The 25,848-nt window shown below is 62.9% G+C and carries 24 protein-coding genes; 4 read left to right on the plus strand and 20 right to left on the minus strand.

From position 1 onward, the window contains the following. Positions 1–28: 28 nt before the first annotated feature. The gene (locus AMC88_RS00950; protein WP_004674042.1) at positions 29–445 is read right to left on the minus strand and encodes a MarR family winged helix-turn-helix transcriptional regulator; all 417 of its coding nucleotides are present in this window, start codon (positions 443–445) and stop codon (positions 29–31) included. 438 nt (positions 446–883) lie between these two features. On the opposite strand from AMC88_RS00950, the gene polA reads away from it, so the two are divergent. Further along, positions 884–3,877, plus strand: coding sequence for a DNA polymerase I (polA, locus tag AMC88_RS00955; protein ID WP_064824667.1), 2,994 nt, complete (start codon positions 884–886; stop codon positions 3,875–3,877). 170 nt (positions 3,878–4,047) lie between these two features. Next, the gene (locus AMC88_RS00960) at positions 4,048–6,390 is read left to right on the plus strand and encodes a DNA translocase FtsK (protein WP_064824668.1); all 2,343 of its coding nucleotides are present in this window, start codon (positions 4,048–4,050) and stop codon (positions 6,388–6,390) included. Positions 6,391–6,657: 267 nt separating this feature from the next. Here the strand turns inward: AMC88_RS00960 and AMC88_RS00965 are convergent, their stop codons facing one another. The 4 genes from AMC88_RS00965 to AMC88_RS00980 all read right to left on the minus strand — a co-directional run bounded on the left by AMC88_RS00965 (position 6,658) and on the right by AMC88_RS00980 (position 10,847). Further along, on the minus strand, positions 6,658–7,443 hold the full coding sequence (locus AMC88_RS00965; RefSeq protein ID WP_004677177.1) for an ABC transporter permease: 786 nt from the start codon (positions 7,441–7,443) through the stop codon (positions 6,658–6,660). A 1-nt stretch (position 7,444) separates the two neighbouring features. After that, complete coding sequence (locus AMC88_RS00970) at positions 7,445–8,614, minus strand: ABC transporter permease (RefSeq protein WP_064824669.1); 1,170 nt, start codon at positions 8,612–8,614, stop codon at positions 7,445–7,447. Then, positions 8,611–9,684, minus strand: coding sequence for an ABC transporter ATP-binding protein (locus AMC88_RS00975; RefSeq protein WP_064824670.1), 1,074 nt, complete (start codon positions 9,682–9,684; stop codon positions 8,611–8,613). Before AMC88_RS00975 ends, AMC88_RS00970 begins: the two co-directional genes overlap by 4 nt. A gap of 113 nt (positions 9,685–9,797) precedes the next feature. Beyond that, positions 9,798–10,847, minus strand: coding sequence for an ABC transporter substrate-binding protein (locus AMC88_RS00980; RefSeq protein WP_064824671.1), 1,050 nt, complete (start codon positions 10,845–10,847; stop codon positions 9,798–9,800). 456 nt (positions 10,848–11,303) lie between these two features. Here AMC88_RS00980 and AMC88_RS00985 point away from each other — a divergent pair, with 456 nt between their 5' ends. After that, positions 11,304–12,275 carry a LysR substrate-binding domain-containing protein gene (locus AMC88_RS00985; protein WP_225880699.1) on the plus strand — a complete coding sequence of 324 codons (972 nt, stop codon included), beginning with the start codon at positions 11,304–11,306 and terminating at the stop codon, positions 12,273–12,275. Positions 12,276–12,289: 14 nt separating this feature from the next. Here AMC88_RS00985 and AMC88_RS00990 read toward each other — a convergent pair whose 3' ends face one another. The 15 genes from AMC88_RS00990 to phnG form a co-directional block, all read right to left on the minus strand. Next, on the minus strand, positions 12,290–12,793 hold the full coding sequence (locus AMC88_RS00990) for a GrpB family protein (RefSeq protein WP_064824672.1): 504 nt from the start codon (positions 12,791–12,793) through the stop codon (positions 12,290–12,292). Positions 12,794–12,812: 19 nt separating this feature from the next. Next, entirely contained in the window at positions 12,813–13,406 is a 594-nt protein-coding gene (phnN, locus tag AMC88_RS00995) for a phosphonate metabolism protein/1,5-bisphosphokinase (PRPP-forming) PhnN (protein ID WP_004677184.1), read from the minus strand. Continuing rightward, the gene (locus AMC88_RS01000; RefSeq protein ID WP_064824673.1) at positions 13,403–14,542 is read right to left on the minus strand and encodes an alpha-D-ribose 1-methylphosphonate 5-triphosphate diphosphatase; all 1,140 of its coding nucleotides are present in this window, start codon (positions 14,540–14,542) and stop codon (positions 13,403–13,405) included. Before AMC88_RS01000 ends, phnN begins: the two co-directional genes overlap by 4 nt. A gap of 13 nt (positions 14,543–14,555) precedes the next feature. Continuing rightward, positions 14,556–15,251, minus strand: a complete 696-nt coding sequence (locus AMC88_RS01005) for a DUF1045 domain-containing protein (RefSeq protein WP_064825784.1) — start codon at positions 15,249–15,251, stop codon at positions 14,556–14,558. Positions 15,252–15,386: 135 nt separating this feature from the next. Further along, positions 15,387–16,730 (minus strand): phosphonate ABC transporter, permease protein PhnE, encoded by a 1,344-nt coding sequence (gene phnE, locus AMC88_RS01010; protein ID WP_064824674.1) that lies wholly within the window; start codon positions 16,728–16,730, stop codon positions 15,387–15,389. Positions 16,731–16,737: 7 nt separating this feature from the next. Next, the gene (phnE, locus tag AMC88_RS01015) at positions 16,738–17,697 is read right to left on the minus strand and encodes a phosphonate ABC transporter, permease protein PhnE (protein ID WP_064824675.1); all 960 of its coding nucleotides are present in this window, start codon (positions 17,695–17,697) and stop codon (positions 16,738–16,740) included. Between the two features lie 65 nt (positions 17,698–17,762). After that, a complete protein-coding gene (gene phnD, locus AMC88_RS01020) occupies positions 17,763–18,668 on the minus strand; it encodes a phosphonate ABC transporter substrate-binding protein (protein ID WP_037142740.1) in 906 nt (301 codons plus the stop codon). Positions 18,669–18,755: 87 nt separating this feature from the next. Beyond that, positions 18,756–19,601: a phosphonate ABC transporter ATP-binding protein gene (gene phnC, locus AMC88_RS01025; RefSeq protein WP_064824676.1), complete on the minus strand. Its 846-nt coding sequence runs from the start codon at positions 19,599–19,601 to the stop codon at positions 18,756–18,758. 117 nt (positions 19,602–19,718) lie between these two features. Next, the gene (locus AMC88_RS01030) at positions 19,719–20,336 is read right to left on the minus strand and encodes a DapH/DapD/GlmU-related protein (protein ID WP_010024714.1); all 618 of its coding nucleotides are present in this window, start codon (positions 20,334–20,336) and stop codon (positions 19,719–19,721) included. Continuing rightward, complete coding sequence (phnL, locus tag AMC88_RS01035) at positions 20,333–21,040, minus strand: phosphonate C-P lyase system protein PhnL (protein ID WP_064824677.1); 708 nt, start codon at positions 21,038–21,040, stop codon at positions 20,333–20,335. Before phnL ends, AMC88_RS01030 begins: the two co-directional genes overlap by 4 nt. A 37-nt stretch (positions 21,041–21,077) precedes the next feature. Then, positions 21,078–21,854, minus strand: a complete 777-nt coding sequence (phnK, locus tag AMC88_RS01040) for a phosphonate C-P lyase system protein PhnK (protein WP_010010774.1) — start codon at positions 21,852–21,854, stop codon at positions 21,078–21,080. Then, a complete protein-coding gene (locus AMC88_RS01045; RefSeq protein ID WP_004673514.1) occupies positions 21,851–22,726 on the minus strand; it encodes an alpha-D-ribose 1-methylphosphonate 5-phosphate C-P-lyase PhnJ in 876 nt (291 codons plus the stop codon). The genes phnK and AMC88_RS01045 overlap by 4 nt, the downstream gene beginning before the upstream one ends. Then, positions 22,723–23,829, minus strand: a complete 1,107-nt coding sequence (locus tag AMC88_RS01050; protein WP_012482249.1) for a carbon-phosphorus lyase complex subunit — start codon at positions 23,827–23,829, stop codon at positions 22,723–22,725. The genes AMC88_RS01045 and AMC88_RS01050 overlap by 4 nt, the downstream gene beginning before the upstream one ends. A 4-nt stretch (positions 23,830–23,833) precedes the next feature. Continuing rightward, positions 23,834–24,442 (minus strand): phosphonate C-P lyase system protein PhnH, encoded by a 609-nt coding sequence (gene phnH / locus AMC88_RS01055; protein WP_064829850.1) that lies wholly within the window; start codon positions 24,440–24,442, stop codon positions 23,834–23,836. Next, a complete protein-coding gene (gene phnG / locus AMC88_RS01060) occupies positions 24,442–24,918 on the minus strand; it encodes a phosphonate C-P lyase system protein PhnG (protein ID WP_010020871.1) in 477 nt (158 codons plus the stop codon). The genes phnH and phnG overlap by 1 nt, the downstream gene beginning before the upstream one ends. A 178-nt stretch (positions 24,919–25,096) precedes the next feature. Here phnG and phnF point away from each other — a divergent pair, with 178 nt between their 5' ends. Then, positions 25,097–25,834: a phosphonate metabolism transcriptional regulator PhnF gene (phnF, locus tag AMC88_RS01065; protein WP_064824679.1), complete on the plus strand. Its 738-nt coding sequence runs from the start codon at positions 25,097–25,099 to the stop codon at positions 25,832–25,834. Positions 25,835–25,848: the final 14 nt, after the last annotated feature.

Below are 25,848 nucleotides of genomic sequence, written 5' to 3' on the forward strand. Positions count from 1 at the left end.
CACGCGTCTTGCCTGCGAGTAACGCCGGTCACAGCGCCTTGGCGTTTTCCAGCAGCCGGCGGATATATTCGAGGGTCAGCTCGCGCTCGAAAGTCCGAAAGCCCTTGAACAGCGCGAGGTCGGCCTCGCGCGCGCTTTCGATCGCCTCGGCTTCCATGGCGCGCGCCTTCGGCGTCAGGAAGATCAGCTGCGCCCGCTTGTCGGATGGATGCGGCCGGCGTTCGATCAGCCCGTCGCGAACCATGCGCGACAGCGTATTGGCCATGGTCGCCTGCTCGATATCGACCCGCTCGAGAAGCTGTTTCTGGGTCAGGCCGTCTTCGCCCCAGAGTTCCAGTAGAATGGGAAACTGACCCGGAGAAAAACCGAGCCCGACCGCGCGCCGGTGTAGCGAGCGGGCGAAACCCTTCGCCAGCTGACTGGCAAGGTAAGCTCCCGAATCCATGCGGTTAAATCCCATGATTGCAAGTTAGGCTCAAAACCATGCCGGAGACAATGCAGCAAATCGCATAGGACGCTCCAAAAAATGCAGGCTCCGCCCATTGTTTCCGGTGCTGGAAAAACAAAAGTCGCCATGGCCTGGAGGTTGGCCATGGCGACCTTAAAATGGGGACAAAGGCCCGGAGAGGGGGATAAGGCCTTTGTCCAAGCCTGATGCGGCGGGGGACAAGCCGGTGATCAGGCCCTCGGCACGATCAAGCGCCGGTGACATGGATTTGTAACTGCGAATGTGGTTTTTCAAGGGTCACACCACGTTACAAATCGGTAACAGTTTGGTGAGCAGGACTGCCCTCTACAGAATTCCTTGAAGCTGACGCCATTATCTCTTGGCGCGCCGAACTTTATATGGACCTCGTTCCGAGCCCGCGCTATCCATGCACGCATGAAAAAAGGCGATCACCTCTTCCTAGTCGACGGTTCCGGATTCATCTTTCGGGCGTTTCATGCATTGCCGCCGCTGACGCGCAAGACGGACGGTCTGCCGGTCGGCGCCGTTTCCGGTTTCTGCAACATGCTGTGGAAGCTCCTGAGGGACGCGCGCAATACCGATGTCGGGGTGACGCCGACGCATCTTGCCGTCATCTTCGATTATTCCGCCAAGACGTTCCGCAAGGATCTCTACGACGCCTACAAGGCGAACCGTTCGGCCCCTCCCGAAGAGCTCATCCCGCAATTCGGGCTCATCCGCGAGGCGACCCGCGCCTTCAACCTGCCCTGCATCGAGACCGAAGGCTTCGAGGCCGACGATATCATTGCCACCTATGCCCGCCAGGCCGAAGCCGTGGGTGCCGATGTCACCATCGTCTCCTCCGACAAGGATCTGATGCAGCTCGTCACACCGAACGTCCACATGTATGACAGCATGAAGGACAAGCAGATCGGCATTCCCGACGTGATCGAGAAGTGGGGCGTGCCGCCGGAAAAGATGATCGACCTGCAGGCGATGACCGGCGACTCCGTCGACAACGTGCCCGGCATTCCCGGTATCGGCCCGAAAACCGCTGCCCAGCTCCTTGAGGAATACGGCGATCTCGACACGCTGCTCGAACGCGCTACCGAGATCAAGCAGGTCAAGCGGCGCGAGACGATCCTTGCCAACATCGAGATGGCGAGGCTTTCCCGCGAACTCGTGCGGTTGCGCACCGACGTGCCGCTCGATCTCGATCTCGACGCGCTGGTGCTGGAGCCGCAGAACGGTCCGAAGCTGATCGGCTTTCTCAAGACGATGGAATTCACGACGCTGACGCGCCGCGTCGCGGAAGTTTGCGATTGCGATGCGAGCGCCATCGAACCGGCGGTCGTCCGCATCGAATGGGGTGACGCCGCCCATGGTCCCGATCTCGATGCGGCCGAGCCGGCGCCCGTCGCCGGCGGCATTCCCGAGGTTTCAGGGCAATCCGTGCCTGTGCCGCCGCGTGCGAAGGCTGGCGTCGAAGGCGCCTTTTCCCCTGCCGATCTTGCCAAGGCCCGGGCCGAGGCCTTTGCGGCGCTGCCCTTCGATCATTCCGCCTATGTGACGATCCGCGATCTCGCCACGCTCGACCGATGGATCGCCGATGCGCGCGACACCGGTCTCGTGGCTTTCGATACCGAGACCACCTCGCTTGACGCCATGCAGGCCGAGCTCGTCGGCATCTCGATGGCGATCGCCGACAACGTCGCCGATCCCAGCGGCACGAAGATCCGCGCCGCCTATGTGCCGCTTTCCCACAAGAACGGCGTCGGCGATCTGCTCGGCGGCGGCCTTGCCGAAAATCAGGTCCCCATGCGTGATGCGCTGCCGCGGCTGAAGGCGCTACTGGAGGATGAATCGGTTCTGAAGGTCGCCCAGAATCTGAAATACGACTACCTGCTGTTGAAACGCTATGGCATCGAGACCAAGAGTTTCGACGACACGATGCTGATTTCCTATGTGCTCGACGCCGGCACCGGCGCCCATGGCATGGACCCGCTGTCGGAAAAATTCCTCGGCCATACGCCGATCCCCTATAAGGACGTGGCCGGTAGCGGCAGGGCGAACGTTACCTTCGATCTGGTCGATATCGATCGCGCCACCCATTATGCCGCCGAAGATGCCGATGTGACGCTGCGCCTCTGGCTGGTGCTGAAGCCGCGGCTGGCGGCAGCCGGGCTGACCAGCGTTTATGAACGGCTGGAGCGGCCGCTGCTGCCGGTGCTGGCGCGGATGGAAGCGCGGGGGATCACCGTCGACCGGCAGATCCTGTCGCGCCTGTCCGGCGAACTGGCTCAAGGTGCGGCGCGCCTGGAGGACGAGATCTACACGCTGGCCGGCGAGCGTTTCAATATCGGCTCGCCAAAGCAGCTCGGGGATATCCTGTTCGGCAAGATGGGTCTTGCCGGCGGCAGCAAGACGAAGACCGGGCAATGGTCGACCTCCGCCTCGGTGCTCGAGGATCTCGCCGCCGCCGGGTTCGAACTGCCGCGCAAGATCGTCGACTGGCGCCAGCTCACCAAGTTGAAATCGACCTACACGGATGCGCTTCCCGGCTATGTGCATCCGGAGACCAAGCGGGTTCACACTTCCTACTCGCTGGCCTCGACCACGACAGGTCGCCTGTCTTCCTCGGAACCGAACCTGCAGAATATTCCGGTGCGCACCGCCGAAGGCCGCAAGATCCGCACCGCCTTCATATCGACACCGGGTCACAAGCTGATTTCCGCCGATTACAGCCAGATCGAACTGCGCGTGCTTGCCCATGTGGCCGAGATCCCGCAGTTGACCAAGGCCTTCGAGGATGGCGTCGACATCCATGCGATGACCGCGTCGGAAATGTTCGGCGTGCCGGTCGAGGGCATGCCGGGCGAGGTGCGCCGCCGCGCCAAGGCGATCAATTTCGGCATCATCTACGGCATTTCGGCCTTCGGCCTTGCCAATCAGCTGTCGATCGAGCGGTCGGAAGCTGGCGACTATATCAAGAAATATTTCGAGCGTTTTCCCGGCATCCGCGACTATATGGAAAGCCGCAAGGCCATGGCGCGCGACAAAGGGTATGTCGAGACGATCTTCGGCCGGCGAATCAACTATCCCGAAATCCGCTCGTCCAATCCCTCCGTGCGCGCCTTCAACGAGCGGGCTGCGATCAACGCGCCGATCCAGGGCTCGGCCGCCGACGTCATCCGCCGGGCGATGATCAAGATCGAGCCGGCGCTGGCTGAAGCCGGCCTCGCTGAGCGCGTCCGCATGCTGCTGCAGGTGCATGACGAATTGATCTTCGAAGTCGAGGATGAGGATGTCGACAAGGCGATGCCGATCATCGTCTCGGTCATGGAAAACGCCACCATGCCGGCCCTCGAAATGCGTGTGCCGCTTAAGGTGGATGCGCGCGCTGCCACCAATTGGGACGAGGCGCATTGAGCGCCTCTTCAAATCGGAAAAAGATTTTCTGTTTTAAGTAACTCACTGAAATAACAACAGTTTGCCTCTGGGCGCTGCATCGAAACGATGCGGCTGGAAGGAACTTATTAACCTTCCTTTTCTATCCCGGTAGGGTCGTAATTTGTTAGGCATGAGTGAGTAGCGGACGCATGCGTTTTCCCAGAACCAATTTGACGGATGCCGCAGATTTTTCCAGCGGGTTTGAAACGGAGCTTGCGGAGGAAAATCCCGGCGAAAGGCCTGCGGCGCCGATCTGGCAGAGCAACTTCTCGCTCGCGCCGAATGTTCGCTTCACCCGCACCCCGGAAACGCTGATCAGCCGGCGCCGTCCGCCGAACGAGCCCGTTCACGACGAACCGCCGCTCGAACAGCAGGCGATACGGATCGAACCGGTCGCCGTCGATGTGCCTTTCGACATCTATCTGCCGGAGCCGAGCGAGCTTGCCGCAGCGCCGGCTCCGATGATCGAGACGCCACAGCCGCTGGCCCCTGGCCGGGCGGAGACGCCCGCCTTGCGTGCGGCTTCCGAATTGTCTTCGATTTCCGATTTCGCCTTCTGGGAGGTCATGGCCTTCGAAGAGGGCGAGCCGGTCCGCACGCCTTCGATCGTTGTTCCGAAGATCGAGACCACGCCCGAATCGATCACCGCCCTGTTCCGCGTCATGGAATGGCGTCCGGGCGCGCCGAAACCGGCTCCCGCCGCATCGCGCCCGATCCAGCCGCCGGCCGCAAGACCCGCAGCGACAGCCCTGCGGCCGCCAGCCGCGATATCCCTGGAAAAGGCGGTTCGTGCTCCGGAGCCGATCGTGCTGGCGCCTCGAGGCGCGCCCCAGGTACCCCAGACTGGGCCAATGCCGCAGACCGCACCCGTCCTCCAGGCGGCGCCGGCGCCTCGGCCGACGCCTCCGGTGGCCGCCGTCCTGCCGTCGCCGCGCCTGATGGCAAGACCGGAAAAGGTCGATGCGTCAGGCTATGAATTCCCGCCGCGCGCCCTGTTGCAGGAGCCGCCGGAACGGCTTGGCGAGATCATGTCGCAGGAGACGCTGGAGCAGAATGCCGGTCTCCTGGAAAGCGTGCTTGAGGATTTCGGCATCAAGGGCGAGATCATTCATGTCCGCCCCGGTCCCGTCGTCACCCTCTATGAATTCGAGCCGGCGCCCGGCGTGAAGTCATCGCGCGTCATTGGCCTCGCCGACGATATCGCCCGCTCGATGTCGGCGCTTTCGGCCCGCGTCGCCGTGGTCCCCGGCCGCAACGTCATCGGCATCGAACTGCCGAATGTCACCCGTGAAACGGTCTATTTCCGCGAGATGATCGAAAGCCAGGATTTCGACAAGAGCGGCTATAAGCTGGCGCTCGGCCTCGGCAAGACCATCGGCGGTGAACCCGTGATCGCTGAGCTTGCGAAGATGCCGCATCTGCTCGTCGCCGGCACCACCGGCTCGGGCAAATCGGTCGCCATCAACACGATGATCCTGTCGCTGCTCTACCGCATGACGCCGGAACAGTGCCGGCTGATCATGGTCGACCCGAAGATGCTCGAACTCTCGGTCTATGACGGCATCCCGCATCTGCTGACGCCCGTCGTCACCGATCCGAAGAAGGCGGTCATGGCGCTGAAATGGGCCGTGCGCGAGATGGAGGAGCGTTATCGCAAAATGTCGCGCCTGGGCGTGCGCAACATCGACGGCTATAACGGCCGCGTCTGCCAGGCGCGCGAAAAGGGCGAGACCATCCATATCATGGTCCAGACCGGCTTCGATAAGGGAACCGGCGCGCCGATCGAGGAGAGCCAGGAGCTGGATCTTGCGCCGATGCCCTATATCGTCGTCATCGTCGACGAGATGGCCGATCTGATGATGGTCGCCGGCAAGGAGATCGAAGGCGCGATCCAGCGTCTGGCGCAGATGGCGCGTGCGGCCGGCATCCATCTGATCATGGCGACACAGCGCCCCTCGGTCGACGTCATCACCGGCACGATCAAGGCGAACTTCCCGACCCGCATCTCCTTCCAGGTGACCTCGAAGATCGACAGCCGCACCATCCTCGGCGAACAGGGCGCCGAGCAGCTGCTCGGCCAGGGCGACATGCTGCACATGCAGGGCGGCGGCAGGATTGCCCGCGTGCACGGTCCCTTCGTTTCGGATGCCGAGGTCGAAAAGGTCGTTGCCCACCTGAAGACGCAAGGCCGCCCCGAATATCTCGACACCGTCACCGCCGACGAAGAGGAAGAGCCGGAAGAGGAAGAGGCCGGCGCCGTGTTCGACAAGAGCGCCATGGCTTCCGAGGACGGCAACGAGCTCTATGAGCAGGCGGTCAAGGTGGTGATGCGCGACAAGAAGTGCTCGACCTCCTACATCCAGCGCCGCCTCGGCATCGGTTACAACCGCGCCGCCTCACTGGTCGAGCGCATGGAAAAGGAAGGCCTGGTCGGGCCGGCCAATCATGTCGGCAAGCGCGAGATCGTTTCCGGCCGGGGCGACGGCGAGTAACCGCCGTCCCGTTGTTGATCGGGAGCCGGACGCAGAATTGGCGGCTTTGGAAGTGGCGATGTGGGCCAGCGCCCTGATCATCGTTGTCCAGGCCCCTTCCATTGATGTCCCCAAGCCGGATCTATACGTTCCGGCTTTGGCGAATGGCTGGAGCATGATGCCGAAAAGTGTAGGCGGTTTTCGGGCGACACCATGCTCTAACTATTTAATTTAGAACAGGATTAAGATTTTAGGCCAACCAGGCCAAAAATCATCCTGTTCTAGGCGTCAGGCAGCTGCGGACCGGGCGGCGCGTTTGTGCACCACCGCGAGCAGGCCTCCGAGAAGGATCGTCCCCACGATAAACAGAAATGCCGCCGCCACGATGGCCGGGCTGATGTTTTCGCGAATCGACGAGAACATCTGGCGGGCGAGCGTCAGCTGATTTGGTCCGGCCACGAACAGGGTCAGGACGACTTCATCCAGCGATGTCGCGAAAGCAAGCACGGCGCCGGAAAGGACGCCGGGCATGGCGAGCGGCAACGTCACTTTCCAGAAGACCTTCGCCGGAGAAGCCCCGAGGCTGGCGGCCGCACGCTCGGTCCGATAGTCGATGCCCTCGAGCGACGCGGTTATGCTGACCAGCACAAAGGGCACGGCGACAACCGTATGCGCCACGATGACGGCTGCAAATGTGTTTGGAAATCCGAGCCCGGCAAACAGGATCTGCAGCCCGACGCCAAGCACCACGGCGGGAACGACCATCGGCAGGAGGAATATCGTCCTCAGCGCCGCGGCAAAAACAACGCGCCGGCGCAAAGCCAGTGCGGCCAGAATGCCGAGCAGGGTTGACAGCAAGGTGGTTCCCGCCCCGATCAGCAAGCTGTTGACGATGGACCGCCGCCAGGCGTCCTCGGTAGCCAGCACCGCAAACCAGCGACTCGAAAGAGACGGAATGGGGTAGGCCAGGAAGCTGCTGGAGGTAAATGCGATCGGAAGAATCGCCAAAAGCGGAGCCAGCAGAAAAATCACCGTTGCCGCGCCGAACAGAAATTTGAGTAACCGAATTGTCATGTCATGCCCCCGTCGTCTTCATGGAAAGCCGGCCGTAAACGCCGTAGAGCACGATCGTCACGGCGAGCAGCACCATGCCGAGCGCACCGGCCATGCCCCAATTGGCGGAGCCCGTGGCGTAGAAGGCGATCACCGAACTGATCATCTGGTCCTTCGGTCCGCCGATGAGTGCCGGCGTGATGTAGTAACCGAGCGCTGCCATGAACACGAGCAGTCCGCCCGAGGCGATGCCGCGGAGCGCCAGGGGCAGCAGGATATGCAGAAAGGCCCGGATTGGCCTCGCGCCGAGAGAGGCTGCCGCCGGCATGAGATTTCGCGGAATTGCGATGAGGACGCTGTAGATCGGCAGAACCATGAAGGGCAGCAGCACATGCGTCATGGCGATAACGACACCCGTCCGGTTGAAAAGAAGCGGCAAGGGAGCGTTGAGGAGGCCCAGCGACACGAGAAGGGAGTTGATCAGCCCCTTGTCCTGAAGGAGGACGTACCAGGCCGCGGTCCGCACCAGCAGCGATGTCCAAAGCGGCAGCAGCACTGCGGCAAGGAGGAGCTGCCGCCGCCAGCCGCTCGCGGCGGCGGCCAGCATCGCGTAAGGCAGGCCGATGAGACAGGTCGCCAGGGTCACGACGGCAGCCACGGCGAATGTTCTCAGAAGAATCGCCTGATTGGCCGACTCTCCGGCCGGCATCGCCACGATCGCCCCTGAGGCGTCATGCTGAAGATCGACTGCGGCAAGCAGGTTGCGATCGGTGTAAGGCTCGGTCGCCTCGGCGACCGCCCGCCAGAAGGCAGTGTCGTTCCATCGGGCGTCGAGCTCCGGGAGGCTTATCGGCTCGGTGCCGTCTCTCACGGCTGCAACGGTCTTTCGCATCAATGTGCGGAAACCCGGCTGGGCGCTGTTCAGCCTTCGCACCACCTCTCCCAGATTCTGGTCGTCGTCGAGCGATTTCAGGTCGTCGACAAGGGCCGTCCGCATTTCGTCGGAGGGTTCGGAAACAGGGTTCCAGGCTGAAATTGCAGCCGTCGTCCGCGGCAGGTTTTTGCTGACGACTGGATCGGACACCGCCTGTTGCAGGACGGTCAGAAGCGGCCAGATGAAGAACACACCCAGGAACAGGGTCAGGGGAAGGATGAGGGCAAAGCTGCCGGTATGTCGACGGAAAGCATTCATGCCGCGATCACCCAGCAATCGTCCGGCGTGAAGTGCGCCACCACATCGGCTCCGACCGGCCACTCCGCCGATCGCATGTCGGTCCGGACCACGAAGCGAAAGGCATCCTCATCGAGCTGCACCCGCAAATGGTCGCCCTGATAGACGCTATCGAGTATTTTTGCCGGTAGGGCGTTCGCCGCCGCGCTGATGCCGCGAGCCGCCAAGCAAATGCGCTCGGGGCGAACGGAGATATGGACACGGCTGCCGACAGCGAGGGAGTTACTGCCAGGCACGATCACATGCCGTCCGTCGGCGATCTCGACCGAAGTGCCGTCCGTGCCCGTCATCTTGACCGTTCCTTCGATCAGATTGGTTTCGCCGATGAATTCGGCGACGGCGCGTGTCTGCGGGCGGTCGTAGATATCGCGCGGCGAACCGATCTGCTCGATATTGCCGCGGTTGAAGACCGCAATCCGGTCCGACATGGTCAGCGCCTCGGATTGATCATGGGTCACGAACACCACCGTCAGTTCCAGCCGCTTGTGAAGGGCGCGGATGTCGAGCTGCATCTGTTCGCGCAACTGTTTGTCGAGTGCCCCAAGCGGCTCGTCCATCAGCACCACCGTCGGCTCGAACACCAGGGAACGGGCAAGCGCCACGCGCTGCTGCTGACCGCCGGAAAGCTGGGCAGGCTTGCGGCCGCTCATGGCCGACAGCTGCACCATCTCGAGGGCGCGGTTCACGCGCTCCTCGATCTCGCCGCGACCGACACCGCGCATCCTGAGAGGAAAGGCGATGTTGTCGGCGATCGACATATGCGGAAAGAGCGCATAGTTCTGGAAGACGACACCCATTTCGCGCCGATGCGGAGGCAGGTGGTCGATGCGGCGGCCGTCGAGAAAAATGCCGCCGGCGGTCGGGTTTTCGAAACCCGCCAGCATCATCAGCAAAGTGGTCTTGCCTGAACCCGAAGGTCCCAGAAGGCTGACGAATTCGCCCCTCTCGATGTCGAGCGACAGGTCTTTGACGACCTGATGCAGGCCAAAGGACTTGGAAATTTTTTCAAAGCGTATGCGCGGCGCAGCCATGGTGGCCCTCCGTTCGGATTGTCGGCTCTGGGGCAGACGAAGTGACGAGGATGTGCGGAAGCCCCCACGGGTCGATCGGCAGATGCGATCCCGCGGGGGCGATATTCCGTCCGTTATTGTGCCAGCCAGGCGTCGAACCTTTTTGTCAGCGCTTCCGAATTGTCGATCCAGAAGTCCGTATCAAGGCTGACTGCTTCCTGCATATTGGCCTGGGTGGTGGGCAAGTCGGCCAGCTGGTCCGGCGGCAGGCTCTTGCCGGCTTCCTTGCTCGGGAGGCCGTAGGCGATATATTGCGGCAGTTTTGCCTGGTTTTCCGCTTTGCTGGCGAAGGCGATGAAGTCAAAGGCCGAATCCTTGTTTTCAGCGCCCTTCAGAACGACCCAACTGTCGACGGCATAGATGCTGCCCGGCCAGACAACTTTGAACTGGCGGCCTTCCGACCGGTTGATGCCGGTGATGCGACCGTTATAGGCACTGGTCATGGCCACTTCGCCGGAAGCCAGCAGTTGCAGCGGCTGCGCGCCCGAGGTCCACCAGACAAGATTCGGTTTCAACGCATCAAGCTTGGCGAAGGCGCGGTCGATGCCCTCAGGCGTCGCCAGGACTTCATAGACTTTGTCTGCCGGCACGCCGTCGGCCATCAGCGCGAATTCGAGCGTATATTTCGGTCCCTTGCGCAGGGCGCGCTTGCCGGGGAATTTCTTCACGTCCCAGAAATCGGCCCAGGACTTGGGGCCATCGGCAATCTTGGCACCATCATAGGCGATGGCGGTCGACCAGACGATGGCGCCGACGCCGCAATCGCTCACCGCGGAAGGCAGAAACGCATCTTTGCCGCCAAGCTTGCTCCAGTCCACCTTCTCAAAAAGCCCGTCGGCGCAGCCGAGAGAGAGCTCGTCGGCTTCGACCTCCACGGCATCCCAGGAGGGATTACCCGCCTTGACCTTTGCCTGAAGGACGCCGATGCCGCCGTCCCAGCCTTCGTCGAGCAATGGCTTGCCGGTAACCTTGGAGAATGGCTTGAAATAGATCTCCCGCTGCGCATCCTGAAAATTTCCGCCCCAGGACGCTATGGTGAGATCCCGGGCCGCGCCCGGCACCGCCGCAAGTGCCAGCGATAGCAGGCCGAGAGCCGCAATCGTCGAAGTGTTCTTGAATTTCATTCGCTTTCCCCTGTTTGTTGAGCGTCCGTCTGACGCCGGTGACAGCCAGGATCCTTGAGATCGTTGGCAATCGCGGCCGCTCGCAAGGGATGGGCAAAGCCGGCCTGTGCAGCGAACCTTGCCGTCATCTCCAAGAGGCGGAGCGGCGTGTTGCGGGCAATGCTGGCGGATGTCCGGTGGGGCGGGAAGGCGCTTTTTGTTGGCCGCGGTGGACACATGGATGCACCGCTCCCCTCCAGTCTTTCCAGGCAAGTGGTCGCACGCCCCGCAAATTTGATGGTTTCGCTTGCGAACGGCGAAAACCGCGATTGTCATCCGGTCGGCAGGTGGTGCATCATATGCACCACCGTGCACCACTCTTCGTTACGCCGAAATCGCCAATTCCATGGCATATGAAGGGAATACGGCATTCCGATCTTGGTTCGGCGGAACCAATTTCCGTTCTGGGAGACAGGATTGCGCAGAGGGAAATCATCGTCAGATGAACAGGAAGGCGTTCCGAAACGCGGACGGTTACCGCCGCTTTCCATGGTGCGCGCCTTCGAGGCGGTCAGCCGCCTGGGCTCGATGCGCAGAGCTGCGGACGATCTCAATCTCAGTCACACCGTCATATCCCGCCACGTCCGCAATCTCGAAGCCTGGTTTGGCACGCGGCTTGTCGATGCCGGACCGCGCGGCATCAGGCTGACGGCGGAAGGCAGGGTTTTTGCCGAGACGGTGGGGGCGGCTTTCGATCTCATCGCCAAATCCACGGCGGAACTGCGCCCGGCAGTCAACCGCACGGTCTTGCGCATCTGGTGTGTGCCCGGTCTGGCAACACGGTGGCTGACGCCGCGTTTCAACCAGCTCCAGCTTGCCTTGCCCGGCATCGATTTCGTGATGCGCGCGACCGATCTCGAACCGGATTTCACCCGGTATGAGGCCGATGTCGACATCCGCTATTCCGAGGAGCCGAGGGGAAATGTCCGCTGGATCCTGTTGGAAAGGCCGCGCATGTTCCCGGTCACCAGCCCCGAATGGATCAGCAGAAACGCTCCGATACGGACCCTCGATGATCTGGTGCGCCAGCCGCTGATCCACGAGGAAAGCCGCGATCAGTGGCGGCAATGGTTTCGCAAGGCCGGCTTCGAGCATGAAGTGACCCTGAATGGCCCGCGGCTGTGGTCGGCCAACCTGACGGTCGACGCTGCGGTGGCCGGCCAAGGCATAGCACTGGCCACCCGCCTGATCGCCGCGGATGACTTGCGCGCCGGCCGGCTCGTCGAACTGCTGGAAACCGACGTCCGGCTCGGCGGCTATTATTTTGTCGGGCCGCGTGAGCGCTGGAATGAGGTGACATCGGCCCGTTTCCGAGCATGGCTGCAGCAGTCGATCGCTGAAACCACCGGAGGTCACGCCTCTCATGAAAGCGGTAGTCCGAGTCGATAAGCTGCGCTCCGATCTCACCTCCTCAAGCGTGCCAATCGCAGCGTCTCGCTGACGAATGCGGTCTTGCCGCCGGTGTAGAAATCCCAATCGTTGCCTGCTTCCGCTGCCAGCCGGCGCTTCAGCTCGGCATAGGCTGTGGCCCTTTGGGGGTGATTCCGGAGATAATCGCGAAACAGGAGCCGCTCCCGATGGGCGCGGTTAGCGGGGCCGCAGAGATAGAGCTTGAACCCGTAACCGTGATGATCTCGAGTGAAGGCCCAGCGTTTCTCTCCCCGATCGCCGTGGAAGACGAAATCGGCAGCGCTGACTGCGTCGATCGCCGCCGGCAGAACCTCGTCGGAGATCGCGACGACATCGAGGTCGATCTTCGGCTTGGCGGCGAGGCCGGGCACTGACGTGCTGCCGATATGATCGATGGAAAGCACGAAGCTGCCGAGCAAGGCAGCGACCTCGGTGCTGATTTCGGCAAAGAGCCGCGGCCAGGAGGGATCGTAGTCGACCACGTTGATGGCGCGCATATCATCCCCTCGAGCCCGGTCAGTGCACCTCGGCCAGCAGCCCGTCGAGGATCGCGATCATCTTCTGCTCGGCCTCTTCGATGGAGCCGCTATTGTCGAGCTCCGTCACATCGTAGTCGCCGCGCACCGTCAGCGGCCCGCGGGCGAGTCTCGCCATGATATCCTCATGTGTCTCGCGCCCGCGCGCCTCCAGCCGGCCGGCGAGCACTTCCGCGCTGGCGGTGACGTTGATGACCTTCAGCCGCGGGAAGGCGGCCTGGAAGCGATGCAGCGCCGAGCGTGAGCCGTTGGCGACGACGATATGACCCTTCGACAGCGCCACCGAGACTTCGGCCGGAATACCGTATTTCAGACCATGCGCTTCCCACCAGACGGCAAAGGAGCCCGACTGCTCCATGGCTGCAAAGCCCTGGAGGGAGACGGAAAGATGATCCTCGCCGCCGGCGCCGCGGTGGCGGGTAATGACGCGGCGGGTGAAATGAACGTCGGCGCGGCCGGAAAAATGCCGGGCGGCAAGGTTCATCAGCGTGTCCTTGCCGGCGCCGCTCGGCCCGACGACGACGACCATGATGCCGCGCTCGGCACCGGCTCCTGGATGGGGTTCGTGCGTCATGCGACACGGCGTCCCTGGCGCCAGACGGAGCGTGTCACCGGCACGCCGTGCGAACGGTGGACGCGGACGAGATCGGCGCGCAGCCCTGTCGCGATCCGGCCGCGATCGTCGAGGCTGACGGTGCGGGCAGGCGTCGAGGTCACCATGGCGATCGCCTTCGGCAGCGTGATGCTCTCGACCTCGTCGGCCAAGATGAAGGGTGCGTGCAGCAGGCTGAGCGGCACGTAGTCGGAGGACAGCACGTCGAGCACGCCCATTTCCGCGAGCTCGCGGGCGGCGATGTTGCCGGAATGGGATTTGCCGCGCACGATGTTGGGCGCGCCCATCAGCACGCTCATGCCATGCTCGTGCGAGGCGCGGGCGGCGTCGAAGCTGGTCGGAAACTCGGCAAGCCGCACGCCGTTGTCGATCGCCTCGTCGACATGGGCGAGCGTGGCGTCGTCATGGCTTGCAACGGTGATGCCGCGTTCGGCGCAGACCTTGGCGATGGCGTTGCGGTGCGGCGTCGAATTGCGCGCCGATTCCGCCTGACGCTTGGCGACGAAACGGGCGAAGACCTCATCGCTCAGGCCGCGCTTCTTCTGGTAGTAGAAGATATATTGATCCATCGTCTGGAACTGACGCTGGCCGGGCGCATGATCCATCAGCGAGACGAGCCGCACATGTGGATCGTTTTCGAAGTCGGCGAAGTGCTCGAGCACATTGTCGGCCGAAACCTCGCAACGCAGGTGCAGAAGGTGCTCGGCGCGCAGCCGGCCTTCTTTCTCCGCCGACTGGATGGCGTCGGCCATCTCGCGCATCTCGCCATGTTCGAAGCCGCCGTCCTCGTCCGCACCCATGCGCAGGCAGTCGAACACCGTGGTGATGCCCGATGTGACGATCTGGGCGTCATGTGCCTGGACCGCGGCGGTCTTGTTCCAGCGAATGCCGGGGCGCGGCTGATAATGTCCTTCGAGATGGTCGGTATGCAATTCGACGAGGCCGGGAATGATGAAGTCGCCTTCGAAATCTTCGCCGGCTACCGAGTTCCCTTCGGAAATATCGGCGATCTTGCCGTCGCGGATGAGGATCGATCCGGCGAGGACGTCATCCTCGAGAACGATGCGGGCATTGGAAAACACGGTCTCTTTGCTCATCACGTCAGGTCTTTCAGCTTTTGGCACCGGAAAGCGGCAGCCAGGAATGAACTTTGAACGGGGCGCCGCGCGTCTCCTCGACGAAGACGGCAAGGCTGGAAATCGACAGCGGCCGGCCGGTGAACCCGGCAAAACGCTCGGCCAGAATCGCTTTCATCACCTCGGCGCGTGTCTCGGGCACTTGCCCGCTCAACGTCATGTGGAAGCCGAAATCCTCCATGACGTAGGGATAACCCCAGCGCTGCAAGTTGGCCCGCTGGCTGTCGCTGAGCTTCTCCGGATTGCGCCTGATGATATCGGCTTCCGAAAGCGTCGCGCGAAACGGTTCGAATGACTTTACCACCTTCGCGGCGAAATCCTGAAGAGGTTGATGAAGCGAACCGGGGACGAGCGCAAAAAAACGGCCGAGCTGGCCGAGCACGAGTTCAGGGATCTCGAAGGCCGGCGTGCGCGAGGCAAAATCCTCGGCAAAGGCCATGAGGTCCTTTTCCGTGACCGAGGCGGCGAGCGCAAACGGCGCCTTGATCGTGGCATGGAAGCCATAACGGCGTGGATCGGCGGTCAGTTCGAACTGCTCTGCCTGGCCGAGCTGCTCATAGGCCGGGGCAGGATAGGTCTCGCCGGTAAAGGCGTCACGGCCGAGCCAGAGCGAGGCCGCGCCGGTCAGGGGATCATCCTTCGGCGGCGAAAAATAGAGAGCGTAGCGCAAGGCTTTTGTCCTGGGGATCGTCGAAACGGGGAGCGCAATGTGCAGTGATTTGGCGGCGAACCGCAAGCAGGCTCCCCGGCTAAAAGATTTCCGTGACAGAATGATGATGGCGACATAGCCGCCACCTTGTGATCGTCAGTGTGTCCTGCTGCCCATCAGCCGGTGGCGCAGCGCGTTCGAGGCGGCGTCGAAGAGGAAGACGACGATCAGAATCAGAATCACCATATAGGCGACGTTTTCCCAATTGGCGTTGGTGCGCATGGCCTCCCAGAGTTTAAGGCCGATGCCACCCGCGCCGACGGCGCCGATGATGGTGGCACCACGCACATTCGATTCCCACTGGTAGAGCGTCTGGCTGACGATAACAGGAACGATCTGCGGCATAATGCCGTAACGATGGACGAGCACGGTCTGCGCGCCGGTCGATTGGATGCCTTCCCGCGGCTTGTTGTCGATATTCTCTAGGCCTTCGGAATAGAGCTTGCCGAGTGTTCCGGTCTCGGTGAGGAAGATCGCGCCGCTGCCGGCCAACGGGCCGGGGCCGAAGGCGCGCGTCAGGAACAGCGCCCAGATCAGCATGTCGACCGAACGCAGGAAATCGAAGAAGCGCTCGAGGATCTGGTTGAGCAGCCGGTTCGGCGTGATGTTGCGCGCCGCCATGAAGGCAAGCGGGAAGGCGGCAAGCGCCCCGAGCAGCGTGCCGAGGAAGGCCATGACGATCGTCTGGAAGAGCTTGGTCCAGACGTCGCCGTGCTGCCATTCGCTGTTGTTCCAAATGTCGTCGAAGGCGAGCGACAGGTTGGACTGGTCGGGCTTGATGCGCGGGCCGGAGACGATGAGGCTAATAACCTCGCCGACCGGCTTGTCGAAAAAGGAAGACTGCGTGTCGAAGACGAAATTCGCCCAGCCGAGGAAGCGTTTGCGGATCTTCACCCGGTCGACGGAAATGCTGACATCGCCGGCAAAGCCGAGATCGGCGAGGACGTTGTCGTCATAGACGGTCATCCAGGCGGGCACCGGCCCGACGACCTTCGGCGCGCCGCTCGAAACGTCGACGGGGACGCTGACGCCATGCGCCGTGACGATCGTTTCGCTCTTCGAGACGGTGACGGCGAGACCGGCGCCGCTGACGGCAACGGTGATGCTGCCATCGGGATTGTCGACCACCCAGTCCGGATGCGGATTGTCGCCGAGCGGCGAAAAGCGCGGATAACGCACCGCGATCGAGCCATCGTCCTGAATGCGGAATTCCGGCTGAACGTCGTAGCTCACCCATTGGCTGAGATAGATGCCGACGCGCTCCCAATGGGCTTCGGCGAAAAGCTTCGGAAGGTCGAAGAACCAGACAGCGTAAAGGCCGTAAAGCAGCGTCGCGATGACGATCATCAGTCCGCCGAAACGCTGGCGGAACGAGCGGTGGAAGTATTCCGGATAGCGCGCTTCGATTTCGTGCATCCGGTTGGCGTCGATCACCGTCATGGCGGCCTCAATGTTGCAGGAGGAAGGCGTGCTCGCCGACGAGGCGGCGGCGCAGCCATGCGGAGAACTGGTCGACCGCGACGATCGTCACGAACAGCAGCAGAACGAGCGCCATCGTCTTGGCGCCGAAGCCGCGCGAGATCGACAGCTTCAGCTCCTCGCCGATGCCGCCGCCGCCGACGGCGCCGATAATGGTCGAGGCGCGCACGTTGATCTCGAGCCGCAGCAGCGCATAGGAGGTGAAATTCGGCAGCACCTGCGGCAGGGCGGCGAAGCGCACCCGCTCCCACCAGTTGGCGCCGACGGCCTTCATGCCCTCATGCGGTTTCATGTCGATATTTTCGGCCACTTCATAGAAGAGTTTGCCGAGCGCGCCGATCGTGTGCAGGGTGATGGCGATGATGGCGGCGACCGGCCCGATCGACAGGATCGCCGAAAACAGGCCGGCGATGACGATCTCCGGAAAGGCGCGCAGGAATTCCATCAGGCGTTTGATGAAGATGCGCAGCGGCCATGAGCTGGTCAGGTTGCGCGCGGCAATGAAGCTCAAGGGAACGGCAAAGACAAAGGCGATGATCGTCGAAAGCAGCGCGACGTTGATCGTGACGATCATCAGCTCGAAATATTCGGGAATGTAGAAGGCGCCCCAGACATCGACACGGCCCTTGTCGAAATTGAATTCCTCGCCGCCCTTGTCGTTCACGCTCGCTATGTCGAACAGCGCGCGCCAGACGTCGTTCCAGTCCTTGGGAATGAGCCAGCTCAAAAAGTCGAAGAGATGCGGCAGGCGGTCGAAGAAATGGCCGGCATTGCTCTCGTCGGCGAAGCGGACGGAGCTGACGAAAGCCGCGATGAGGATCACCAGGCCGAGCACGGTATAGAAGCGGCGCTTGGCGACCATCCGGCCCCAGGCGGTGCCGATCTCCTCAGTGCTCTGCATGTGCGGCTGTGTATCGGCAACAGTCATGGACGCCCCGCCCGGTTACAAGAAAGGGCGGCCGTTTTCCGGCCGCCCCGCATTCCAAAGGCCGATCAGCCGCCGATGGCAGCTTTGCGTACTTCGACAACAGTGTTGTAGAACTCGTGCTTGACGGGGGCATAGCCCTTGTAATCACCGCCTTCGACGGCTGCGAAGCACTTGTGATCCTTTTCCGGCAACGCCGTGAAGAAGGCTGCGAGCTTCGTCTGCCATTCTTCGCCGAGAGCGTTGCGAACGACGAGCGGACCGTTCGGGATCAGCGGCGAACGCCAGACTTCAACCAGCTTGTTCGGATCGACGGCGCCCTTGTCAACTTCCTTGCGGAAGGTGCCGGAGGTGTAGCCGTCCTTGAAATCGCCGATGCCCGAGCTGTCATCGACGGCAACGTCGACCTTGCCGTCATAGGCGGCGAGAAGGTTGTTCTCATGGCCGCCGTTGAACTGCGTCGAGGCGAAGAACTTGTCGTTCGGCATGCCCGTGTCCTTCGGGATCTGCGTCAGCGGAACGAGATAGCCTGAGGTGGAATCCGGATCGGCATAGCCGAGCTTCTTGCCCTTGGCGTCCTTGATGGTCTTGATGCCGGAGGACTTCAGCGCCAACCCGATCGAGTGGTAGCCCGTCGAGCCGTCCTTCTGCTGCGTCGTCAGGATCGGCGTAACGGCCTTCGGATCCTTGATGTAGACGGCGGCGTAGCCGGAAGCGCCGAGTTCGGCGAAGTCGAGCGTGCCGCCGAGCAGGCCCTGGATGACGCCGTCATAATCGGCGGCCGGAAACAGCGACACCTTCTCGAAGCCGAATTCCTGCTTCAAGTGGTCGGCGAGGCAGGCATAGTTGCGCAGGCGGTCGGTTTCGTTTTCGCCGCCAAGGATGCCGATGCGGAATTCCTTGAGGTCAGCGGCATTGGCGGCGCCGGCGAGCGCAAACAGCGCCGTTGCCGCAAAGAGTGCTTTCTTCAACATGCGTTCTCTCCTATTGACCGGTGTCCCCGGCTTTCCGTTACGAAGAAGTGTGCCCTTGACGCGGGCTTTCGATCGCGCCCGCCTCGCTCAGAGGCCGGCCAGCGCCAGCGGTTGGATGCCGGCGGGTTGATTGTCTGACCGCTCGGAAGCGAGATTGATCGATGTCGAGGTCATCGTTTCGTCGATGCCGGCGCCATCCTTGTCCGTTCCGTAGATTGCCTTCACCGCGTCGGCGGTCAGCTCCGACGGCTTGCCGTCGAAGACGACGCGGCCGCCGGCCATGCCGACGATACGCTCACAATAGTTGCGGGCGGTATCGAGCGTGTGGAGGTTGGTGATGACGGTGATGCCCTCGCGCTCGTTGATATCGCGCAGCGCATCCATGACGATCTTGGCGTTCAGCGGATCGAGCGAGGCGATCGGCTCGTCCGCGAGCACCATCTTCGGGTTCTGCATCAGGGCGCGGGCGATCGCCACGCGCTGTTGTTGTCCGCCGGAAAGCGTGCCGGCCGCCTGCAGCGCCGTCTGCTCGATGCCGAGCCGTTCGAGCGCTGCGACGGCATGGACGCGTTCCTCGCGGGTGAAGATGCTGAGCAGGCTCAGAAACGTCGAGCGGTGATTGAGGCGGCCGAGCATGACATTGGTGAGAACGTCGAGGCGCGGCACCAGGTTGAACTGCTGGAAGATCATCGCGCAGTCGCGCTGCCAGTTGCGCAAGGCCCGGCCGCGAAGTCCGGAGACCTCGACGCCGGCGAAATGGATGGAGCCGGAGCTCGGCTCCTGCAGCCGGTTGATCATGCGCAAGAGCGTCGACTTGCCGGCGCCGGAGCGGCCGATGATGCCGACCATCTGGCCTTGCGGAATCGTGAGGGTGACGGTGTCGACGGCGAGCTTCTTTCCGAAACGACGGGTGACATCCTTCAGCTCGAACATCATGCTCTTCCCTTGCACTCCAGGCTCGGTCAGCATCGCATTAGTCCCGCTTCATGAACCCCGCGTGTCATATTTGTGTAAGTCGTGTCACAAATCTCTGCGTCCTGACGAGCGCGTCTAGCCCTCGTAGCGGGACAGAAAATCTTCCGCGCTCAGGTTGCGGAAATCCTGCAGCGCCAGGCGCAGACGGTCATGGTCCCAGTCCCACCAGGCAAGCCTGTCCATGCGCTCACCGACCGCTTTCGGAAAGCGCTCGCGGATCAATTTAGCCGGCACACCGCCGACGATCGAGTAGGCTGCGACGTTCTTCGAGACGACGGCGCCGGCGCCGATCACCGCGCCGTTGCCGACGCTGACGCCCGGCAGGATCGTCGCCCCATGGCCGATCCAGACGTCGTTGCCGATCGTCACGCGGTTTGCGCGCCGCCAGGCGAAGAAGTCTTCCTCCATGTCGCCGTCCGGCCAGTAGTCGGCGGCGCGATAGGTGAAATGATGCAGCGTCGCGCGCCAGGTCGGATGGTTGGTGGCGTTGATGCGCACGGCGGCGGCGATGTTGACGAACTTGCCGATCGTCGCGCACCAGACGGAGCCGTCCTGCATCATGTAGGAATAGTCGCCGAAGGTCGCCTCGCTGATGCGGCAGCGCTCGGAGACCTCCGTATAGCGTCCGAAGCTGGACTCGCTGACGGAGGCTGTCTCGTGGACATAGGGTTCAATGCCCAGCCTGCGGCTCATGCGGCGACCTTTCTTGGAGAAAACTGCTGGACGTCGAGAATGCGGTCGGCGACGGCTTCGCGCACTTCCTCGTCGTGGAAGATGCCGAGAAGGGCGACACCCGCCTGCTTCTTTTCCGAAATCATGCTGACGACAACGGCGCGGTTGCGGGCATCGAGCGAGGCTGTGGGTTCATCGAGAAGCAGGATCGTATGGTCGGTGATGAAGCCGCGGGCAATATTGACGCGCTGCTGCTCGCCGCCGGAGAAGGTGGCGGGCGGAAGCTGCCAGAGCGGTTCCGGCAGATTGAGTCTGGCAAGCAGGGCGCCCGCCTTCTCCCGTGCTGCTCCGGCTTCCTCGCCATGCGCCACCAGCGGTTCCGCCACCACGTCGATTGCCGCGACGCGCGGCACGGTGCGCAGGAACTGGCTGACATAGCCGAGCGTATTGCGCCGCACGTTTAGCACGGTGCGCGGATCAGCGGCGGCGAGATCGACGACGCGCCCGTCGTGGCGGATGAGGATCTGACCGGTATCGACGGCGTAATTGCCGTAGATCATCTTGAGCAGCGAGCTCTTTCCGATGCCCGACGGGCCGCCGAGCACGACGCATTCGCCTGACGCGACCGAGAAGGCGACATCGGAGACGACGGGCAGCCGGATGCCGTCGCGCAGGTGCATGGTGAAGCTCTTCGAGACTTCGGAAACGACGAGAGGCGTTGGCATGATGTCTTCTTCCCTGGTTTTGGACCTGCCGCGGCGCTCAGACCTGCAGGATCGAGGAAACGAGCAATTGCGTGTAGGGTTCGCGCGGATCGTCGAGCACCCGGTCGGTGAGCCCGTGTTCGATGACGTAGCCGTCCTTCATCACCATCATGCGGTGTGACAGAAGCCGGGCGACGGCGAGATCGTGGGTGACGATGATGGCCGAGAGACCGAGATCGTTGACGAGGCCGCGCACGAGATCGAGCAGGCGCGCCTGCACCGAGACGTCGAGGCCGCCGGTCGGCTCGTCCATGAAGACCAGGCGCGGGCCGGTGACGAGATTGCGGGCGATCTGCAATCGCTGGCGCATGCCGCCGGAAAAGGCCCGTGGCTGGTCGTCGATGCGGTCGGCATCGATCTCGACGCGTTCCAGCCAGTCGATGGCGGTGGAGCGGATCTTGCCGTAGTGACGGTCGCCGATCGCCATGAGGCGTTCGCCGACATTGGCGCCGGCAGAAACCGTCATGCGCAGGCCATCGGCCGGGTTCTGGTGCACGAAGCCCCAGTCGGTGCGCATCAGGAAGCGGCGCTCCGCCTCGTTCATATGGTAGAGGTCGCGGTAGCTGCCGTCGCGCATGTGGTATTCGACACCGCCGCTGGTCGGCATCAACCGGGTGGAGATGCAGTTGAGCAGCGTCGTCTTGCCCGAGCCGGATTCGCCGACGATGGCGAGCACTTCGCCGGGCCAGAGCTCGAAGGACACATTGCGGCAGCCGATGCGGTTGCCATAGAACTTCGAGAGGTCGTTGACTTTAAGAAGCGGCGTTTCGGTCATTCTGCAGCCTCCCGGGCCAGCATTTCGCCGGCATGTCCGTGTGCGCGGCGATCCTCGCAGTGATCGGTATCGGAGCAGACGAACATGCGCCCGCCTTTGTCGTCGAGGATCACCTCGTCGAGGTAGACATCCTCGGCGCCACACAGCGCGCAGGGCTTGCCGAAGCGTTGGATTTCGAAGGGATGGTCTTCGAAATCCAGGCTGACGACGTCGGTATAGGGCGGCACGGCATAGATGCGCTTTTCGCGGCCGGCGCCGAAAAGCTGCAGCGCTTCCGATTGATGCATCTTGGGATTATCGAATTTGGGCGTCGGCGAGGGATCCATGACGTAGCGGCCATGAACCTTGACCGGATAGGCATAGGTCGTGGCGATGCGGCCGTTGCGGGCGATATCCTCGTAGAGCTTCACGTGCATGAGACCGTATTCTTCCAGCGCATGCATTTTGCGCGTCTCGGTTTCGCGCGGCTCGAGGAAGCGCAGCGGCTCGGGGATCGGCACCTGGTAGACCAGAACCTGGCCGGCCTTGAGCCTTTCCTCGGGAATGCGGTGGCGCGTCTGGATGATCGTTGCCTCGCCCGTATGCGTCGTCACCGCGACATTGGCGACCTTCTGGAAAAAGGCGCGGATGGAAACGGCGTTGGTCGTATCGTCGGCGCCCTGATCAATGACCTTCAGCACGTCGTCAGGCCCGATGATCGAGGCCGTCACCTGCACGCCGCCGGTGCCCCAGCCGTAGGGCATCGGCATTTCGCGCGAGGCGAAGGGCACCTGATAGCCGGGAATGGCGATGGCCTTCAGAATGGCGCGGCGGATCATCCGCTTGGTCTGTTCGTCGAGATAGGCGAAGTTGTAGCTGGCGAGATCGCTCATTCGGCGGCTTCCTTCAAATCTTCGCCTCTGTTGCGGGCGACTTCGAATTCGCGGCGCATGCGGCGGACGAGATCGAGTTCGGCCTGGAAGTCCACATAATGCGGAAGCTTCAGATGCTCGACGAAGCCGGTCGCCTGGACGTTGTCGGAATGGGAGATGACGAATTCCTCGTCCTGGGCCGGCGCAGTGATATCCTCGCCGAGCTCTTCAGCCCGCAATGCGCGATCCACCAGCGACATCGCCATCGCCTTGCGCTCGCTCTGGCCGAACACCAGGCCGTAGCCGCGGGTGAATTGCGGCGGCGCCTTGGCCGAGCCCTTGAACTGGTTGACCATCTGGCATTCGGTGATCTGGATGAAGCCGAGCGAGACGGCGAAACCGAGTTCCGGCACGTCGAATTCCACCTCGACCTCGCCGATGCGGATTTCACCGGTGAAGGGATGGTTGCGGCCATAGCCGCGCTGGGTGGAGTAGCCGAGCGCCAGCAAAAAGCCCTCGTCGCCGCGGGCGAGCGCCTGCAGGCGAAGGTCGCGGCTCATTGGAAATTCCATCGGCTCGCGCGTCAGGTCGCCGACCTCGTGATCCTCCGGCATGTCGCCATCGGCCTCAATCAGGCCTTCCTCGCCGAGGATTTCGGAGACGCGCATGACGCGGCCGGTCTCGGCGGCGCGCTGGGCGGGCGCCTCGACCGCCTCGTCGGCAAGCAGCGAGGGATCGAGCAGCCGGTGGGTATAATCGAAGGTGGGCCCAAGAAGCTGGCCGCCCGGCAGATCCTTGTAGGTCGCCGAGATGCGCCGTTCGATCGTCATATCAGCCGTGTCGAGCGGCCTGGAATAACCGAAGCGCGGCAGCGTCGTGCGATAGGCGCGCAGCAGGAAGATCGCCTCGATCATGTCGCCGCGAGACTGCCGGACGGCCAGTGCGGCGAGCGTCCGGTCGAAAAGCGAGGCCTCGGCCATGACGCGGTCGACGGCGAGCGCCAGCTGCGCGACGATCTGGTCGATGCCGATCGCCGGTAGCGAACGGTCGCCGCGGCGGCGGTCGGCAAGTAGGCGGTGGGCATTGGCGATGGCGGCCTCGCCACCCTTGACGGCAACATACATGAGCTCAGATCTCCGTTGCTGTGATCTTGGTGGTGCGCGGCAGGCAGAGGAAGCGCTCGGCCGATGTCAGCACGATGTCGATGCCGCGCGAGAAAAGCGCGCGGTTCTCGGTCCAGAGCCGCAGGAAGGTTTCCGGCAGCCCGACAGGCGCGATCTCGGTCACAGTCTGGATGCCGGGGCCGATCAGCGCCAGCCGGCGCCCACCCTCGAGTGCGGAAAGTTCGATGACGAGCGTCGTCGATCGGTCGGGATATTCCTGCGTGCCCGAGGCGAAGAGGCCGAAGGGGCAAAGCGTGGCACCGGCTTCCGTGAAGGCGAAGCGTGCCTCGGCCTTCTCCGCGGTCAGCGGCGCGCCGGCGTGGAAGCCGAGCCACTCCGGCACGGCGGATTTCGCCAGCCCCTGGGAAAGCCAGACCGGCGTGTCGTGGTCGCAAAGCGTCAGCGCGATCGCGCCGGCGGCAATGCCGAGCGGCACAGGCGGCGCGACATCGGGCTGAACGGTCAGGATCGTACCGGGACGGGCCATGCCGTCCATCAGCACCTTGAAGACGCTCTGGGCATGGAAGACCGGCTCGCCAAAGCCGCCGGTCAAGGCTTCTGTCTTGAAATCCATCAGTTGTCTCCCCGCACCATGGTGAAGAAATCGACGCGGGTCGCCGCCGTCTCGTCGGCCTTGCGGCGTTCGGCATCGGCGATCCGTTCGGTGATCGGCAAAAGCAGCGCCCGTTCGACGAAATCCTTCGTCGCCTCCTCCTGCCACAGCGCATCGAAGATCGCCGCCAGCCGCGCCTTCTCGCGATCGGTGCCGAGCGCCTGCGCATGGCCGACCGAGCCGGAGTCGAGACGCACCGTCGCGCGCGTCACCGTCACCTCGCCAAGATTGAAGGGAGCGCCGCCGCCGCCGATGCGTCCGCGCACCATCACCAGCCCGGTCTCCGGCCCGCGCACCGGATGCGCCGCAGGCTTTTGCGGCAACGCATTCCAGGCCGCCGAGAGTTCGCTGCGTTCTGCGCGCGCCAGCAGATCGGCGGCGCGTTTGCGCCCGGATGCCGTCTGTGACGCAGCGTTGTTGCTGTCCGCTGATATCATCGCCGCTTCCTTTTAAATGTCTATTGATATAGACAACTATACAAGCTATACTTAGTCCTAAATCGATGCCGTGACAAGCGTGTGACATTCTGCAGCGCGCGCGCCTTTTCAGGGGCGTGGAGAGTGCTGTAATTCCTTGAATTCGATGGAAGGCATGAATGACAGGACAGGGGATGGAATGGCGGGACTGAATCAGGTGCAAAGGCAGACCGGCGTGGCGCTCTGGCGCCAGATCGCCGACCGGATTCGCGAGGCGATCGGCAACGGCGCCTATGATGAAACCGGAATGGTGCCGCCCGAAACCGTCCTGGCGCTGCAATTCGGCGTGAACCGGCATACGGTGCGCAGCGCTTTGGCAGCCCTGGCGCAGGAAGGCATCGTCCGGGCGGTGCAAGGTCGCGGCACGCTGATCGAACGCAAGGAGCGGCTGAATTTCCCGATCACCAGGCGCACGCGTTTTACCGCCGGCATCGGCGACCAGGCGCGCGAGATGCGCGGCCTGCTGCTCGATGAGGTGACGGAGGAGGCGAGCGCCGAGATCGCCCGCTGGCTGGGGCTGAAGCCGGGCGCACAGGTGATACGGCTGGAAACGTTGCGCGAGGCCGACAGGCGGCCGGTGTCAAAGGCGACGAGCTGGTTCCCCGCAGAACGTTTCGCTGGGATCGGCGAAGCCTACCGCAAACATCAATCGATCACCAAGGCTTTCGCTGAACTCGGGCTGGCGGATTATATCAGGGCGACGACCGAGGTGACGGCGGCGCATGCCGACACGGCTGATCTGGCCGATCTCGAACTCAGCCCCGGGGCGATCCTGCTGATCGCCAAGGCGATGAATACCGATCTCGACGGTGTGCCGGTGCAATATTCGATCAGCCGGTTCGCGGCCGACCGGGTGCAGTTCACGATCGAGAACTGAGGACGGCCTTCCCT

The sequence above is a fragment of the Rhizobium phaseoli genome, assembly GCF_001664385.1.
Classification (GTDB): Bacteria; Pseudomonadota; Alphaproteobacteria; order Rhizobiales; family Rhizobiaceae; genus Rhizobium; species Rhizobium phaseoli.

Coding starts and splice junctions, on each gene's coding strand:
- AMC88_RS00950 (WP_004674042.1), bottom strand. CDS start 445: ATGGATTCGGGAGCTTACCTTGCCAGTCAGCTGGCGAAGGGTTTCGCC.
- polA (WP_064824667.1), top strand. CDS start 884: ATGAAAAAAGGCGATCACCTCTTCCTAGTCGACGGTTCCGGATTCATC.
- AMC88_RS00960 (WP_064824668.1), top strand. CDS start 4,048: ATGCGTTTTCCCAGAACCAATTTGACGGATGCCGCAGATTTTTCCAGC.
- AMC88_RS00965 (WP_004677177.1), bottom strand. CDS start 7,443: ATGACAATTCGGTTACTCAAATTTCTGTTCGGCGCGGCAACGGTGATT.
- AMC88_RS00970 (WP_064824669.1), bottom strand. CDS start 8,614: ATGAATGCTTTCCGTCGACATACCGGCAGCTTTGCCCTCATCCTTCCC.
- AMC88_RS00975 (WP_064824670.1), bottom strand. CDS start 9,684: ATGGCTGCGCCGCGCATACGCTTTGAAAAAATTTCCAAGTCCTTTGGC.
- AMC88_RS00980 (WP_064824671.1), bottom strand. CDS start 10,847: ATGAAATTCAAGAACACTTCGACGATTGCGGCTCTCGGCCTGCTATCG.
- AMC88_RS00990 (WP_064824672.1), bottom strand. CDS start 12,793: ATGCGCGCCATCAACGTGGTCGACTACGATCCCTCCTGGCCGCGGCTC.
- phnN (WP_004677184.1), bottom strand. CDS start 13,406: ATGACGCACGAACCCCATCCAGGAGCCGGTGCCGAGCGCGGCATCATG.
- AMC88_RS01000 (WP_064824673.1), bottom strand. CDS start 14,542: ATGAGCAAAGAGACCGTGTTTTCCAATGCCCGCATCGTTCTCGAGGAT.
- phnE (WP_064824674.1), bottom strand. CDS start 16,730: ATGACGGTGATCGACGCCAACCGGATGCACGAAATCGAAGCGCGCTAT.
- phnE (WP_064824675.1), bottom strand. CDS start 17,697: ATGACTGTTGCCGATACACAGCCGCACATGCAGAGCACTGAGGAGATC.
- phnD (WP_037142740.1), bottom strand. CDS start 18,668: ATGTTGAAGAAAGCACTCTTTGCGGCAACGGCGCTGTTTGCGCTCGCC.
- phnC (WP_064824676.1), bottom strand. CDS start 19,601: ATGTTCGAGCTGAAGGATGTCACCCGTCGTTTCGGAAAGAAGCTCGCC.
- AMC88_RS01030 (WP_010024714.1), bottom strand. CDS start 20,336: ATGAGCCGCAGGCTGGGCATTGAACCCTATGTCCACGAGACAGCCTCC.
- phnL (WP_064824677.1), bottom strand. CDS start 21,040: ATGCCAACGCCTCTCGTCGTTTCCGAAGTCTCGAAGAGCTTCACCATG.
- phnK (WP_010010774.1), bottom strand. CDS start 21,854: ATGACCGAAACGCCGCTTCTTAAAGTCAACGACCTCTCGAAGTTCTAT.
- AMC88_RS01045 (WP_004673514.1), bottom strand. CDS start 22,726: ATGAGCGATCTCGCCAGCTACAACTTCGCCTATCTCGACGAACAGACC.
- AMC88_RS01050 (WP_012482249.1), bottom strand. CDS start 23,829: ATGTATGTTGCCGTCAAGGGTGGCGAGGCCGCCATCGCCAATGCCCAC.
- phnH (WP_064829850.1), bottom strand. CDS start 24,442: ATGGATTTCAAGACAGAAGCCTTGACCGGCGGCTTTGGCGAGCCGGTC.
- phnG (WP_010020871.1), bottom strand. CDS start 24,918: ATGATATCAGCGGACAGCAACAACGCTGCGTCACAGACGGCATCCGGG.
- phnF (WP_064824679.1), top strand. CDS start 25,097: ATGGCGGGACTGAATCAGGTGCAAAGGCAGACCGGCGTGGCGCTCTGG.